This window comes from Ochrobactrum sp. C6C9, from assembly GCF_022627935.1.
Taxonomy (GTDB): domain Bacteria; phylum Pseudomonadota; class Alphaproteobacteria; order Rhizobiales; family Rhizobiaceae; genus Brucella; species Brucella teleogrylli.
Genome location: NZ_JABXGB010000006.1, coordinates 16,964 through 31,054 on the forward strand (window position 1 = coordinate 16,964; position 14,091 = coordinate 31,054).

Consider the following 14,091-nt stretch of genomic DNA (forward strand, 5'->3'; position numbering starts at 1 on the left):
AAGCCATTTAGGTTCAGTGGATGCGGCGAAAGCATGTCTTCCTGAAGTGCAAACTGATCCGGTTCCACTTTATAAGCAGGGTATAATTACAGAGGAAATTTCATGGCCCGATCCAATAACCCGGAACTCGTCTTTCTGCCGCTCGGCGGCGTGGGCGAAATCGGCATGAATCTCGCTATGTACGGCTTTGGACCTGCGGATAATCGCGAATGGCTGGTCGTCGACATGGGCGTGAGCTTTGCCGGGCCGGAACAGCCGGGCGCCGACCTCATCCTGCCGGATATTCGCTATCTTGAAGCGGAAAAGAATAATGTGCGCGGTATCATCATCACCCACGCGCATGAAGACCATTTTGGTGCGCTGCTCGATCTGTGGCCGCGCCTGAAGGTTCCAGTCTATGCGACGCCGTTCACCGCCGGTCTGCTGGAAGCCAAGCGCCAGTCCGAGATCAGCGCGCCGGAAATTCCGATCACCGTCTACAAGGCTGGTGAAAAGTTCGAAGTTGGCCCGTTTAAGGTTGAAGCGGTCGCTGTCACGCACTCGATCCCGGAACCTGTATCGCTCGCGATCACCACGCCGCTCGGCACGGTCGTGCATACCGGCGACTGGAAGATGGACCCGGAACCGTCGCTCGGTCCCGTCATCGATGAAGCGCGCTTCCGCGCCATTGGCGATGCCGGTGTTTTGGCGCTGATCTGCGATTCCACCAATGCCATGCGCGAGGGTGAATCCCCGTCGGAACGTCAGGTCGGCGAAAGCCTGCGCGAGCTGATCGAGAATGCGCGTGGACGCGTGGCGATCACCACCTTTTCTTCCAATGTGGGCCGCATACGCTCCATCACGGAGGCGGCGCGCGATGCGGGCCGTCAGGTTCTGGTCGTCGGTCGCTCGATGAAGCGCGCGATTTCTGTCGCGACCGAGCTTGGCTATATGGAAGGCCTGCCGGAATATCTGAGCGAAGAGGATTACGGCTATATTCCGCGTGAAAACGTGGTGATGATCCTGACCGGCAGTCAGGGCGAGCCGCGTGCAGCACTTGCCAAGCTGGCCCGCGATGAAATGCGCAGTCTGGCCCTGTCGCCGGGCGATACGGTCATTTATTCGTCGCGCGCCATTCCGGGCAACGAAAAAGCCATTCTCGACATCAAGAACCGCCTGATCGACCGGGGCATCAAGATCATCGGCGACGATGATGCATTGGTGCACGTCTCCGGCCATCCGCGTCGCAGCGAATTGAAGCGTATGTATTCCTGGGTTCGCCCGCAAATTCTCGTTCCGGTGCATGGCGAAGCTGCGCATCTGGTGGCGCAGGGCTCGCTTGGCGCGATGGAAGGGATCGGGCAGGTCGCCCAGATCCGCAATGGCGACGTGCTGCGTCTTGCCCCCGGCAAGGCCGAAATTATCGACGAAGCGCCGATTGGCCGTATCTACAAGGACGGCAAGCTGATCGGTGACGAGGAAGAGATCGGCATGGTCGAGCGCCGCAAGCTCGCTTATGTCGGCCATGTCGCCGTTTCCATCCTGCTGGACCGCGACCACAAGCTTCTCGACGAACCCGATCTGGTGACATTTGGTCTGCCGGAAGAAGACGGTCAGGGCGAGTTGATGGAAGACATCCTGCTCGATGCGGTCGTCGAGGCCGTCGATAGCATTCCCCGCGTCCGCCGCAAGGATGTCGAGCTGGTGCGTGAATCCGCGCGCCGCGCGGTGCGCGCTGCGGCAAATCAGACGTGGGGCAAAAAGCCTGTGGTGACCGTATTCGTGAATAGGATACGCTGACCGTCACGCTATAAATATGCAGCAAGGGAGGTGCTGATGCTCGAACGTTTGAACCATGTCGCGATTGCCGTTCCGGATATCGAGGCTGCGTCCGCGCTTTATCGTGGCAAACTGGCTGCAAATGTCGGCGCGCCGCAGGCCTTGCCGGAACACGGTGTGACCGTGGTTTTCATCGACGTAGGCAACACGAAAATCGAGCTGCTGGAGCCTTTGGGTGAGGGATCACCCATTGCAGCCTTCCTCGAAAAGAACCCGTCCGGTGGTGTGCACCATCTCTGCTATGAGGTGGAGGACATTATCGCAGCGCGGGATAAGCTCAAGGCGGAAGGCGCACGTATTCTCGGCGATGGAGAGCCGAAGACCGGCGCCCATGGCAAGCCGGTCCTGTTTCTGCACCCGAAAGACTTCAACGGCACGCTGATTGAGCTGGAGGAAGTGTAATCATGTCCATCATGTCCGGCATTGCGATCTATTTCATTATCTGGTGGACGTCGCTTTTTGCGCTGCTGCCGGTCGGCCTGCGCACACAGGCTGAAGAAAATAATGTCACGCTCGGCACGGTCGCCAGTGCTCCGGCCACGCCGCGCATCGGTCGCGCCTTTCTGCGCACCACAGTTGTCGCCACGCTTATCTTCGCTGCCTATTATTACGTGACGCAGATCAGCGGTTTTGGTCTGGACGACATTCCGCATTTTTTCCCGGATCTGACATAATCGCATTCACGAAACAGAATGAGAAATCCAAGGCTGCCTCATTTTTAGGGAGTCTTTCTTTTATGCGCAAAACAGACTGCTGGGAAATACGCTCTGAATCAAAAACTTATGATCTTATCGTAAGGTGCTGAATTATAACGGACTAAAGGAATTTCATGCTTCGGTCCTCGTTCGCTCTGGTCGCGATATGCGCCTAAGAATAAAACTAGTTTTACTTTGGCAACATATTGCAAATATTCGCCTGCAAAAGCAGGTCTATAAATCACACAAATTCAATGGGTTATTGCGCGGCTTTTCGGGAAGCTGACGGCGAGGGTCGCGATCAATGCAAATGCAAAAAAAAAGCAAGGCTTTCGCCTTGCTAATAAAATACGCGTTCGATCCGTTTCCATGTTACTGGCGGCTGCGTAGCTCGCGCCTGGATCCATCCTCCCAAGACTTTGACCGCGTGAAAACAACGGTTTTATTCCGTTGTTGCTCTTATGATGAAAAAAATAGCGAACTGCACAGCTTTTGTCACGAAAAATCTTCTTCTGCGTCATAATTCTTTCGTGAATTTTCCTAAAAGCTAATGATATATCTGTAATATATTGAAATTGAATGTGAATTCGGAGGTGGTGTTTTGTGGCTTTGGGCGTTTTACCTGCCTGTCCTGCCTGTGGATGGTGAAAACCGCTCCGCGCAAAGCTTTTTCAGGCGGGTTTTCAACGCAAGCATAACCCGATAAGAAACCTTCAAATATGCTTAATTTTTGCCTGATTCTTGAAGCAAGCAGGCATTCTCTCTGGATCGGTGGTTACGATGCGTTTGTCGCGGTATTTTTTGCCCATTCTGAAGGAAAATCCTAAAGAGGCGGAAATCGTCTCTCATAGGCTTATGCTGCGTTCGGGTATGATCCGCCAGCAGTCGGCAGGCATCTATTCCTGGCTTCCGATTGGGCTGAAGGTGCTGAACAAGGTCTGCGATATCATCCGTGAAGAGCAGAACCGCGCTGGCGCCAACGAAATCCTGATGCCGACCATCCAGTCCGCCGATCTGTGGCGTGAAAGCGGCCGTTACGACGCTTACGGCAAGGAAATGCTACGTATTCAGGACCGTCAGGAGCGCGAAATGCTCTTCGGCCCGACCAATGAAGAGATGGTCACGGATATTTTCCGTTCCTATGTGCGCTCCTACAAGGATCTGCCGCTTAACCTCTATCATATCCAGTGGAAATTCCGCGACGAAGTCCGCCCGCGTTTCGGCGTGATGCGTTCACGCGAGTTTCTAATGAAGGACGCCTATTCGTTCGACCTCGATTATGAGGGCGCGAAGATGGCCTATTACCGCATGTTCGTCTCCTACCTGCGCACCTTTGCGCGCGTGGGTCTGCAGGCTATCCCGATGCGCGCCGACACCGGCCCGATCGGCGGCGATCTGTCTCACGAATTCATAATTCTGGCTGAAACCGGCGAAAGCCAGGTCTATTGCGACAAGGCCTATCTCGATCTGGCCGTGCCAGGCGCGGATACGGATTTCCGCAACGATGCGCAGCTGACCGATATCGTCAATCGCTGGACAACGCCCTACGCGGCAACTGACGAAATGCATGACGAAGCCGATTGGGCCAAGGTCAAGGCTGATGATCAGGTTTCGGCGCGCGGCATCGAAGTCGGTCACATCTTCCATTTCGGCACAAAATATTCCGAACCGATGGGCGCGAAAGTGCAGGGCCCGGACGGCAAGGAACATCTGGTGTCGATGGGCTCCTACGGCATCGGTCCGTCGCGTCTGGTGGCGGCTGCTATCGAAGCCTTCCACGACGATGCGGGCATCATCTGGCCAAAGGCGATTGCACCGTTCGGCGCAGGCATCGTGAACATGAAGCCCGGTGACGAAGGCTGCGATAGCGTCAGCGAGAAGCTCTACGAAGCACTGACCAATGCCGGTATCGATCCGCTGCTGGACGATACGGATGACCGTCCCGGTGCAAAATTCGCCACCATGGACCTGATCGGCCTGCCGACCCAGGTGATCGTCGGTCCGCGCGGCGTTGCCGCTGGTGAGGTTGAAGTCAAGGACCGCAAGACCGGCGAACGCCAGAACCTGACGGTGGAAGCGGCCATCAACATGCTGACGGCTGAAGCATGAGCGGCGCGGCGGCAGCAAAGTCCGAAGGGCAGGCCAAGGCAGCTGTGAAGCCGCCGAAGTCCGGCCCTTTTTCGGCCTTCGAACGGATGATCGCGTGGCGATATCTGCGTGCGCGCCGCCGTGAAACGTTCATATCGGTTATTGCCGGGTTTTCTTTCACCGGCATCATGCTGGGCGTGGCGACCCTCATCATCGTTATGGCGGTGATGAACGGCTTTCGCGCCGAGCTTTTGACGCGCATTCTCGGCATCAATGGCCATCTGATCATGCAGCCGATTGATCGTCCGCTGGATGATTATGCTGACCTGATCAAGCGTATCGACGGCATTTCCGGCATCAAATTCGCTATTCCGGTGGTGGAAGGACAGGCTCTCGTGCAGGGCACCATCGGTGCGGGCAATGGAGCGCTGATCCGTGGTCTGCGCGAGGAAGACCTCGACAAGCTGAAGCTTGTATCGGGCAATGTCCGCCAGGGCACATTGCAAGGCTTCGACCAGAGCGGCGGTGTCGCCATCGGCACGCGCATGGCTGAAAATCTGGGGCTTTCCATCGGAGATACGCTGCGGGTGATTTCTCCCGATGGCGATGTGACCCCGTTTGGTGTTAATCCGCGCGTAAAAGCCTATCCGATTGTCGCGATCTTCGAGATCGGCATGTCGGAATATGACAATTCCATCGTGATGATGCCGCTTTCCGAGGCGCAGCTTTTCTTCAATCAGGAAGGCAAGGTGCAGTCGCTCGAAATCTTTGTCGAAAATCCCGACAAGGTGGATGCGATGCGCGCGCCGGTGGAAGAGGCGGCAGGTCGCCAGCTGACACTTGTTGACTGGCGCCAGCGCAACCAGACTTTCTTCTCGGCGCTGGAAGTCGAGCGCAATGTCATGTTCATGATCCTGACGCTGATCGTTCTGGTCGCGGCGCTCAATATCATCTCCGGTCTCATCATGCTGGTGAAGGACAAGGGGCATGATATCGCTATTCTGCGCACCATGGGCGCGACACGCGGCGCGGTGATGCGCATATTTCTGATGACGGGTGCAGCCATCGGCGTGACCGGCACGGTCGCCGGTGTGGTGCTCGGCGTAGTGGTGTGCCTGAATGTCGAACGGTTGCGTGAGTTCTTCTCGTGGCTTTCCGGCACGACGCTGTTCAATCCGGAGCTCTATTTCCTGAGCCAGCTGCCAGCAAAGATGGACCCTGGCGAGACGATTTCCGTCATCGTCATGGCACTGGTGCTTTCCTTTATCGCCACCATTTTCCCAGCCTGGCGCGCTGCCAAGCTCGATCCGGTCGAAGCATTGAGGTACGAATAATGGCGGCTGAAATTATTCTGCGGCTGGAGAAGGTCAGTCGCGCCTATAAGGAAGTCGACCGTGAACTGGTTATCCTGAAAGACGCCGATTTCACGCTGCGTCGCGGCGAGATGGTCGCGCTCGTCGCCCCGTCCGGTGCCGGTAAGTCCACGCTTTTGCATACGGCTGGGCTTCTGGAACGCCCGGACAATGGCGATGTCTTTCTCGACGGTCGCTCCTGCAGCGCTCTCTCGGATGACGACCGTACGGCGGTGCGGCGTAACGATATCGGCTTCGTGTATCAGTTCCACCATTTGCTGCCGGAGTTTTCAGCGCTGGAAAATGTGATGATGCCGCAGATGATCCGTGGCCTGACCAAGAAGGCCGCATCGGAACGCGCACAGCAATTGCTCGAATATATGAAGATCGGCAAGCGCGCTTCGCATCGTCCCGCCGAGCTTTCCGGTGGTGAGCAGCAGCGTGTCGCTATTGCGCGCGCCGTCGCCAATGCGCCGCTTGTGCTTTTAGCCGACGAGCCGACCGGCAATCTCGACCCGACGACGTCCTCCTATGTGTTCGGGGCACTGGAGGCGCTTGTGCGCCAGTCCGGTCTGGCGGCGCTGATCGCCACGCATAATCACGAGCTGGCCCGCCGCATGGACCGGCGCGTGACCTTGCAGGACGGCAAGGTCGTCGATCTGTAAGACGGCCAACTTTCTCCATCGTTAAGCTATTGAAACCGCAGGCGCGTGATACCGCCTGCGGTTCTGCGTTTATTATTCGTAAACCCTAATGTAACTGGCGACTCAAACAGGGTGTTGACTTCGGAACAAAAATAGAACAAAAAATAAACATACGTGAACACAGAGGAGTTTTCCACATGACCGATCTCGTCCACGACGTTTTGTCATTCGTCTCCGTCAGCCTGTTTATTGCAACCTTCGCCATCTGGGTCAGCGCGATCTGAAGTGACTGAAGCATATCATCTAAAGCGGAAAACCTGTTTTGGATACTGATATGCGTAACAAAGCTTAGAGTGCGATCACTGAAGTTCGCCGTCTGAACCGGCTCGAAGTAACGCGCTTTTGAGGGTTCTCTTGTGTACCCATTTGATACCGGCGGCTGTCTCTCTGGACATCGCCGGGACATTCCCTGAAACTGAAAGCCTCAGGCGACAGAGTCGCCGGCGACCAGCAGCATTTCAGTAGGCGGTCCTATGAAACGGGTGTATGTCCACCCGCACGGTTCGGTTTGATCAGGGTGAATAGAATGAATGATGCAGCAGCAGACAATGCAGCCAGTGGAAGCGTTTCCACGCCGCGTTTTGTGCATCTGCGTGTTCATTCGGCCTATTCCTTGCTCGAGGGCGCATTGCCGCTCGGCAAGGTCATCAAACAGGCGATTGCCGACGAAGCGCCGGCTATCGCGATAACGGACACCAACAATCTGTTTGGTGCACTCGAATTTGCGCAGAAGGCATCGAAGGATGGTGTGCAGCCGATCATCGGCTGTCAGGTCGATGTTGCCTTCGGCGACCACAACGACAATGGGCGCAGCGTCAATCGCAGGCTCGCGCTTGATCTCGCTCCTCTCGTCCTGCTTGCTTCGACGGAAGAGGGCTACGCGAATATTGTGCGGCTGGTCAGTCGCTCGTTTCTGGATACGCCTGCGGGCGATCCGGTCCATATAGATGCAGGCTGGCTGCCAGAACTCGCCAAGGACGTTATCGTCCTGTCAGGCGGGCCGCTCGGGCCAATCGGTCGCTCTTTTGCGGCAGACCGGCCAGACCGGGCGCAATCGCGTCTGGCGTTCCTGCATGAGACATTCGGCAATCGGCTTTATGTCGAGTTACAGCGTTATGCGGGCTATGACCGTGCTCTGGAAGCCAAGACTGTTGCGCTAGCCTATGAGATGGAATTGCCTCTGGTGGCCACCAATGAGGCGTTCTTCCTCAAGGCGGAGGACTACGAAGCCCATGATGCGCTGCTGGCCATCGCCGAGGGGCAGATCCTTTCCAATGATGATCGCCGCCGCCTGACGCCGGATCATTATCTGAAAAGCCGCGCCGAAATGGCGGCGCTGTTTGCCGACTTGCCCGAGGCGCTGGACAACACTATTGAGATTGCGGAGCGTTGCAGTTGGTACACGCAAACCCGCGCTCCAATTCTGCCACGCTTCACGGGTGAATCCGACGATCCTGAAGCCGCTGTCGCTGCGGAAGCAGAAGAACTTGCACGACAGGCCCGTGAGGGCTTGCAGATGCGGCTGGAAAGCGTGGGCCTTGCCGAAGGCTATACGCCGGAACAATATGCCGAACGTCTCGAATATGAGATCGGCATCATCACCCGCATGAAGTTCCCCGGCTACTTCCTGATCGTTGCGGACTTCATCAAATGGGCCAAGGCGCATGGCATTCCGGTCGGGCCGGGCCGTGGTTCGGGTGCGGGTTCGCTCGTCGCTTATGCCCTGACGATTACGGACGTCGATCCGCTGCGCTTCTCGCTGCTGTTTGAACGCTTCCTCAATCCGGACCGCGTATCGATGCCCGACTTCGATATCGACTTCTGTCAGGATCGTCGCGAAGAGGTGATCCGCTATGTGCAGGAGAAATACGGGCGTGATCAGGTCGCCCAGATCATAACCTTCGGTACGCTTCAGGCGCGCGCCGTGTTGCGCGACGTTGGCCGCGTTCTCGAAATGCCCTATGGGCAGGTGGATCGGCTCTGCAAGCTGGTGCCGCAAAATCCAGCCAATCCGGTGTCGCTGGCTCAGGCCATCGAAACCGAGCCGAAGATCACCGAGGAACGCGAGAAGGAACCGGTCGTTGGGCGGCTTCTCGATATGGCGCTCAAGCTGGAAGGTCTCTATCGCCACGCTTCGACCCACGCCGCCGGTATCGTGATCGGCGACCGTCCGCTGTCGGAACTGGTGCCGATGTATCGCGACCCGCGTTCCGATATGCCAGTCACCCAGTTCAATATGAAGTGGGTGGAGCAAGCGGGTCTGGTCAAGTTCGATTTTCTCGGGCTGAAGACGCTGACGGTGCTGGAAACGGCGGTCAAGCTTGTAGCGCGCAAGGGGATCGACATCGATCTGACTCGGCTGCCGTTCGACGATGAGCTGACCTATGAAATGCTGTCGCGCGGCGAAACCGTCGGCGTGTTTCAGGTTGAAAGTGCTGGCATGCGTAAAGCGCTGCTCGGCATGCGTCCTGACCGGATCGAGGACATTATTGCGCTCGTCGCGCTCTATCGTCCCGGTCCGATGGAGAACATCCCGACCTATAATGCGCGCAAGAATGGTGAAGAGGAAATCGCTTCCATTCACCCGAAGATCGATCACCTGATCAAGGAAACGCAAGGCGTTATCGTTTATCAGGAACAGGTGATGCAGATCGCACAGGTGCTGTCGGGCTACTCGCTCGGCGAAGCTGACCTTCTGCGTCGCGCCATGGGTAAGAAGATTCGCGAGGAAATGGACAAGCAACGCGTCCGTTTCGTCTCGGGCGCTATTGATGGCGGCGTCGACAAGGCTCAGGCGAATATGATCTTTGATCTGCTTGCCAAGTTTGCCGATTACGGCTTCAACAAGTCACACGCGGCGGCCTATGCCATCGTTTCCTATCAGACAGCCTATATGAAGGCGCATTACCCGGTCGAATTTCTGGCCGCGTCGATGACCTACGATATGTCGAACACCGACAAGCTCAACGATTTCCGCCGCGAAGCGAATCGTCTGGGGATCGAGGTCGTGCCGCCTTCGGTCATGACCTCGTTCCGTCCGTTTGAAGTGGGCGAGAAGCAGATTTTCTATTCACTGGCTGCCATCAAGGGCGTCGGTGAAGCTGCTGTCGACCATATTGTGGATGTTCGCGCCCAGAAGCCGTTTGAAAGCCTTGAGGATTTCTGCGAGCGGATTGATCCGAGGATCGTCAATCGTCGCGTGCTGGAAAGCCTGATCAATGCGGGCGCGATGGATTGCTTCAAGCGCGAACGCCCGGCAATGAGCGCGGGCATGGACCGCATCATGGGCTTTGCCCAGCGTACACAGGAAAATGCCGCCAGCGGCCAGTCCGATATTTTCGGCCTGTCGGGTGCGCCGAAGGAACAGCTTATTCTGCCGCAGGCAGCACCTTGGCTGCCGTCGGAAATGCTGCATCGCGAGTTTCAGGCGGTCGGCTTCTATCTGTCGGCGCATCCGCTCGATGAATATCGCGCGGTTCTGGATCGTATGCGCGTGCAAAGCTGGGCTGATTTCTCGGCTGCGGTGAAGCGCGGCGCCAATGCCGGGCGTCTGGCGGGCACGGTGACGGCGCGTCAGGAGCGCAAGACCCGCACCGGCAACAAGATGGGCATTGTGCAATTGTCGGATGCCAGCGGCCAGTTTGAAGCCGTGCTGTTTTCGGAAGGGCTCGCGCAATATCGCGATCTTCTAGAAAGCGGGAAATCGGTGGTGATCACGGTGCAGGCGGAGGATCGCCCGGAAGGTATCGGTTTGCGCATCCAGACCGTGCAATCGCTGGAAGACGAGGCCTGCCGCATGCAGAAGGCGCTGCGGCTTTATCTGCGCTCGGCGGAAGCGATTCGCCATATCGCGCCGCATTTCAACACGCGCGGCGATGGACAGGTCAGCCTCATCGTCATCAAGGACAATGGGCAGCGCGAAGTCGAAATCGAACTACCGCACCGTTATCGCGTCAGCCCGCAGATTGCGAGCGCAATGAAAGCCATTCAGGGCGTCGTGGACGTGGAACTGGTTTAAAAAAGCCCGGTCGCGAGACCGGGCTTTTTTCATGTCGCGGATACCACGCCGAGCGCTTTGCGAACTTCCGGCGCAACCTTGGTGCCGAACAGCTCAATCGATTTCATCGTATATTTATGCGGCTGATTGCCGAGCGCTGTCTGGAACAAAAAGCGGTCGTGCTTGAAGTAGCTGTGTTGGGCGAGAATCTTGTCGATGACCTGCTGCGGACTGCCCACCAGAAGAGATCCACGCGGTTCGCGCATTGCGTCGAATTGCTCTCGCGTGGTCGGCGGCCAGCCGCGTTCCCGGCCAAGCTTTGCCATGACTTGTGAATAGGACGGATAGAATTCATCCGCTGCTTGTTGAGCGTTTTCAGCCACATAGCCATGCGAATTGATTCCAACTTTGAGCTTTTCCGGCGCATGACCCGCTTTTGCGCCAGCTTCACGATAAAAATCGGTCAGTTGGGCAAACCGTTCCGGATAGCCGCCGATAATGGCGAGAGCCAATGGTAATCCGAGCAGGGCGGCGCGACCGACGGAAGCTGGCGTACCGCCAACGGCGAGCCATATGGGCAGCTGTTCCTGCACGCCACGGGGATAGACACCACGCCCGTCAATGGCTGCGCGCGTCGTCCCGGTCCAGCTCACGCGTTCGTTGTCGCGGATCGTCAGAAGCAGATCGAGTTTTTCGGCAAAAAGCGTGTCGTAATCGTCGAGATTGTACCCGAAGAGCGGGAAGGATTCGATGAACGAACCGCGTCCGGCCATGATTTCAGCGCGTCCATTCGAGATCAGGTCCAGCGTCGAAAACTGCTGGTAAACGCGCACGGGATCGTCGGACGACAAGACGGTGACTGCGCTCGTCAGCCGGATGTTTTTAGTGCGCGAGGCCGCAGCAGCCAGAACAACGGCGGGTGCGGATACCGAATAATCGGGCCGATGGTGTTCGCCAAGGCCGAAGACATCGAGCCCCACCTGATCGGCCAGCTCGATTTCCTCAATCAGATTGCTGATGCGCTGTTGCGGCGAGATCGGCTTTCCGGTTTCCACGTCTGGACCAAGATCGCCAAAAGTATAGATTCCGAGTTCCATGCGGTCTCCGCCGGTTGTTTTGATACGTTAAAGCGCGTTTCGATCTGATTGGATCAGATCGTCGCTCTAACTCTCTGTTTTTAAAGCGCATCTTGTTCCGAAAACCGTTTCACACTTTTCGGGATGCGCTCTAAAGCCGGATGGCATTTACCGTCCGGCTTTGCTTTTAAAGCAGAAATGCGATCAAGAAGCAGTAATCAATAGGCTGCGGTGAAACGCTTGCCGATATGCTTGCCCTGTTCGGCCTCATCGACGATAGCGACAGCCAGATCAGCGACCGAAATAGTGCTTTCGCCCTTGTCGTTGAAAACCGGCTCGTCACCGCCAAGACGATATTTGCCCGTGCGTTCACCCGGCTGAAGAATGATCGCTGGCGACACGAAGGTCCAGTCGAGGCCACTTTCCTTGCGCAGCTCGTTCAGCGCTTCGCGGGCGCCCAGAGCACCTTCTTTCCATTCTGCCGGGAATTCGGCGGAATCGACAAGTTGCTGGCCGTTGATCGACAGGCTACCAGCACCACCGACCGCGATCAGACGCTTGACGCCTGCCTTCTTGGCCGCCTCGTTGATCGAGCGGCTGCCCTTTATGTGGTTTTCACGAATATTCGTGTCGCCCCAGCCGGGATTGAATGCGGAAATGATGATGTCATGTCCTGAAAGCTGGCTGGCGAGCGCATCCGTGTCGTACACGTCCGTTTTCACGGCGGTCACGTTGGCAAGCTTTTCCACCTTTTCCGGGTGGCGTACCAGCGCCGTAACATGATGGCCGCGCGATGCGGCTTCCTTCAAGATTGCTGCGCCAACAAAACCCGTTGCGCCAATCAGTGCGATTTTAGCCATTCCAGTTCCTTCCTTACGCTTTTGTAGTTCAGCCATTTAAGGTATGTTTAATAATCAGGTTATTTCTGGTAACTACATATGTCAGGCTACCGGGCTTGTGAAGAACGCACTTCTACATGGGTAGGAAACATGGAAGTAACCGTCCAAAAGGCAAGATAAGGACGTTTGGACGTGTGGGGGTGTTAGCCCATGGGCTTGGCGGAAGGGCAGACGCAAGCATCCGGTTTGATCCCAACAAGCGAGTATGTGATAAGAGTGACTATGACGATACCGACACGACCAGACGCCAAGACGCCGCTTTTGTCTTCCACACCGGCCTTTGAGACGGACGGCAAGGGTTCTTGCCCGATCCGTGATGTGCTCGACCGGGTTGGCGACACGTGGAGCATTCTTGTTATCTTCAGCTTGCAGAGCGGTTCCATGCGTTTCAATGCCTTACGGCGAGAAATTGAAGGAATCTCGCAGCGTATGCTGACGGTCACGCTGCGTTCGCTCGAACGCGACGGGCTGGTTTCGCGCCATGTACGACCGACTTCACCACCGGAAGTCGAATATTCGCTGACCGAGCTTGGTCATTCGCTGGCGGGGCCTATCGACAGTTTGGGGCAATGGGCGGTTGCAAACCGGGCATCGCTACGCAGTGCGCGCGCTCGTTTCGACAGTGAGCAGGACTAGCGGCGGGAACTGATTTCTATCCGTCGCGTTGGCCTTGGGGCGGCGCAACAGGAGAAGAGTTCATGCCTGCAAAATCTCAAGCCCAGCAAAAGGCTGCCGGTGCTGCGTTGGCGGCCAAGCGCGGCGAGATCAAGGTCAGCGAGTTAATCGGCGCATCGAAAGAGATGTACGAATCGATGAGCGAGAAAGAACTGGAAGAATTCGCCGAGACCAAGCGCAAAGGTCTGCCTCAGCATGTCGACGACAAAAAGAGCACCTGACTTGGGATCAGGTGCTCGGTTCTGCGTGGCTGTCGCCGGTCAAATTATTGTGCGGCTTTGGTTTGAACCACCTCGATGGCCGTCAACTTGCCATTGGTGATGCCGCAACGCAGATTGACGCCATCCCATTTATAGCCCGTGCTCTTGATACGCGCTTCGCCCGGCACCGAGATGACGGCTGAGACCTTGCGCGGGTCCTTGGCGCTGAACTTCGATGATGTGTCATTGGTTGTGGCCGACGAAATATCGTCTTTTGTGAAGCCCAGACGGTCGTATTTCTTGTCCTTTTTCACCAGATCATAACCGCTGGCCACGCAGTCGGCCACCTGTGGCGAGGCTTGCTGGTCCTTGACCAATGTCTGGTAATTACCCGTAAAATCTTTCGAGCGCTTCGGAACAGCGTCCGCGTGGGCGGCGGTCACAAAGCCAATGGCGCAAATGGTGGAAAGTATAATTTTGGTCAATTGCATGCCCATATCCTTTTCGGAAACCCTGCAAAATAGGCAACGAGAGCGGTTCCAGCGATTCTGACTCAGGCGGACCCGTTCTGGAATCGATAATACCGC

13 protein-coding genes are annotated in these 14,091 nt (G+C 56.7%); 9 read left to right on the forward strand and 4 right to left on the reverse strand.

The features are described from left to right. Positions 1–102 precede the first annotated feature (102 nt). The 3 genes from HWD97_RS06160 to HWD97_RS06170 are packed head-to-tail and all read left to right on the forward strand — an operon-like array spanning position 103 to position 2,492. The gene (locus HWD97_RS06160; protein ID WP_109368805.1) at positions 103–1,779 is read left to right on the forward strand and encodes a ribonuclease J; all 1,677 of its coding nucleotides are present in this window, start codon (positions 103–105) and stop codon (positions 1,777–1,779) included. Between the two features lie 36 nt (positions 1,780–1,815). After that, positions 1,816–2,220 (forward strand): methylmalonyl-CoA epimerase, encoded by a 405-nt coding sequence (mce, locus tag HWD97_RS06165; protein WP_121535839.1) that lies wholly within the window; start codon positions 1,816–1,818, stop codon positions 2,218–2,220. Between the two features lie 2 nt (positions 2,221–2,222). Beyond that, positions 2,223–2,492, forward strand: a complete 270-nt coding sequence (locus tag HWD97_RS06170; protein ID WP_109368807.1) for a DUF1467 family protein — start codon at positions 2,223–2,225, stop codon at positions 2,490–2,492. A 272-nt stretch (positions 2,493–2,764) separates the two neighbouring features. Here the strand turns inward: HWD97_RS06170 and HWD97_RS06175 are convergent, their stop codons facing one another. Continuing rightward, entirely contained in the window at positions 2,765–3,034 is a 270-nt protein-coding gene (locus tag HWD97_RS06175; protein ID WP_167836025.1) for a hypothetical protein, read from the reverse strand. Between the two features lie 259 nt (positions 3,035–3,293). On the opposite strand from HWD97_RS06175, the gene proS reads away from it, so the two are divergent. The 4 genes from proS to dnaE all read left to right on the forward strand — a co-directional run bounded on the left by proS (position 3,294) and on the right by dnaE (position 10,675). Then, positions 3,294–4,622, forward strand: a complete 1,329-nt coding sequence (gene proS / locus HWD97_RS06180; protein ID WP_109368808.1) for a proline--tRNA ligase — start codon at positions 3,294–3,296, stop codon at positions 4,620–4,622. After that, positions 4,619–5,935, forward strand: a complete 1,317-nt coding sequence (locus tag HWD97_RS06185; RefSeq protein WP_109368809.1) for a lipoprotein-releasing ABC transporter permease subunit — start codon at positions 4,619–4,621, stop codon at positions 5,933–5,935. The genes proS and HWD97_RS06185 overlap by 4 nt, the downstream gene beginning before the upstream one ends. Beyond that, positions 5,935–6,618: an ABC transporter ATP-binding protein gene (locus tag HWD97_RS06190; protein WP_109368810.1), complete on the forward strand. Its 684-nt coding sequence runs from the start codon at positions 5,935–5,937 to the stop codon at positions 6,616–6,618. Before HWD97_RS06185 ends, HWD97_RS06190 begins: the two co-directional genes overlap by 1 nt. Before the next feature lie 565 nt (positions 6,619–7,183). After that, positions 7,184–10,675 (forward strand): DNA polymerase III subunit alpha, encoded by a 3,492-nt coding sequence (gene dnaE, locus HWD97_RS06195; RefSeq protein WP_109368811.1) that lies wholly within the window; start codon positions 7,184–7,186, stop codon positions 10,673–10,675. Between the two features lie 29 nt (positions 10,676–10,704). On the opposite strand, the gene HWD97_RS06200 is transcribed toward dnaE, so the two are convergent. Both HWD97_RS06200 and HWD97_RS06205 read right to left on the reverse strand, forming a co-directional pair. Continuing rightward, positions 10,705–11,751, reverse strand: a complete 1,047-nt coding sequence (locus HWD97_RS06200) for an LLM class flavin-dependent oxidoreductase (RefSeq protein WP_109368812.1) — start codon at positions 11,749–11,751, stop codon at positions 10,705–10,707. Between the two features lie 197 nt (positions 11,752–11,948). Further along, positions 11,949–12,590: an NAD(P)-dependent oxidoreductase gene (locus HWD97_RS06205; RefSeq protein ID WP_109368813.1), complete on the reverse strand. Its 642-nt coding sequence runs from the start codon at positions 12,588–12,590 to the stop codon at positions 11,949–11,951. A gap of 261 nt (positions 12,591–12,851) precedes the next feature. On the opposite strand from HWD97_RS06205, the gene HWD97_RS06210 reads away from it, so the two are divergent. Then, positions 12,852–13,265, forward strand: a complete 414-nt coding sequence (locus tag HWD97_RS06210) for a helix-turn-helix domain-containing protein (RefSeq protein WP_109368814.1) — start codon at positions 12,852–12,854, stop codon at positions 13,263–13,265. Positions 13,266–13,327: 62 nt separating this feature from the next. Then, entirely contained in the window at positions 13,328–13,525 is a 198-nt protein-coding gene (locus HWD97_RS06215) for a DUF3008 family protein (protein ID WP_109368815.1), read from the forward strand. A 44-nt stretch (positions 13,526–13,569) separates the two neighbouring features. Here HWD97_RS06215 and bspC read toward each other — a convergent pair whose 3' ends face one another. Further along, on the reverse strand, positions 13,570–13,995 hold the full coding sequence (bspC, locus tag HWD97_RS06220) for a type IV secretion system effector BspC (RefSeq protein ID WP_109370210.1): 426 nt from the start codon (positions 13,993–13,995) through the stop codon (positions 13,570–13,572). Positions 13,996–14,091 lie beyond the last annotated feature (96 nt).

Excerpts from the sequence above, each read along its gene's own strand:
- HWD97_RS06160 (WP_109368805.1), top strand. The coding sequence starts at position 103 with ATGGCCCGATCCAATAACCCGGAACTCGTCTTTCTGCCGCTCGGCGGC.
- mce (WP_121535839.1), top strand. The coding sequence starts at position 1,816 with ATGCTCGAACGTTTGAACCATGTCGCGATTGCCGTTCCGGATATCGAG.
- HWD97_RS06170 (WP_109368807.1), top strand. The coding sequence starts at position 2,223 with ATGTCCATCATGTCCGGCATTGCGATCTATTTCATTATCTGGTGGACG.
- HWD97_RS06175 (WP_167836025.1), bottom strand. The coding sequence starts at position 3,034 with ATGACGCAGAAGAAGATTTTTCGTGACAAAAGCTGTGCAGTTCGCTAT.
- proS (WP_109368808.1), top strand. The coding sequence starts at position 3,294 with ATGCGTTTGTCGCGGTATTTTTTGCCCATTCTGAAGGAAAATCCTAAA.
- HWD97_RS06185 (WP_109368809.1), top strand. The coding sequence starts at position 4,619 with ATGAGCGGCGCGGCGGCAGCAAAGTCCGAAGGGCAGGCCAAGGCAGCT.
- HWD97_RS06190 (WP_109368810.1), top strand. The coding sequence starts at position 5,935 with ATGGCGGCTGAAATTATTCTGCGGCTGGAGAAGGTCAGTCGCGCCTAT.
- dnaE (WP_109368811.1), top strand. The coding sequence starts at position 7,184 with ATGAATGATGCAGCAGCAGACAATGCAGCCAGTGGAAGCGTTTCCACG.
- HWD97_RS06200 (WP_109368812.1), bottom strand. The coding sequence starts at position 11,751 with ATGGAACTCGGAATCTATACTTTTGGCGATCTTGGTCCAGACGTGGAA.
- HWD97_RS06205 (WP_109368813.1), bottom strand. The coding sequence starts at position 12,590 with ATGGCTAAAATCGCACTGATTGGCGCAACGGGTTTTGTTGGCGCAGCA.
- HWD97_RS06210 (WP_109368814.1), top strand. The coding sequence starts at position 12,852 with ATGACGATACCGACACGACCAGACGCCAAGACGCCGCTTTTGTCTTCC.
- HWD97_RS06215 (WP_109368815.1), top strand. The coding sequence starts at position 13,328 with ATGCCTGCAAAATCTCAAGCCCAGCAAAAGGCTGCCGGTGCTGCGTTG.
- bspC (WP_109370210.1), bottom strand. The coding sequence starts at position 13,995 with ATGCAATTGACCAAAATTATACTTTCCACCATTTGCGCCATTGGCTTT.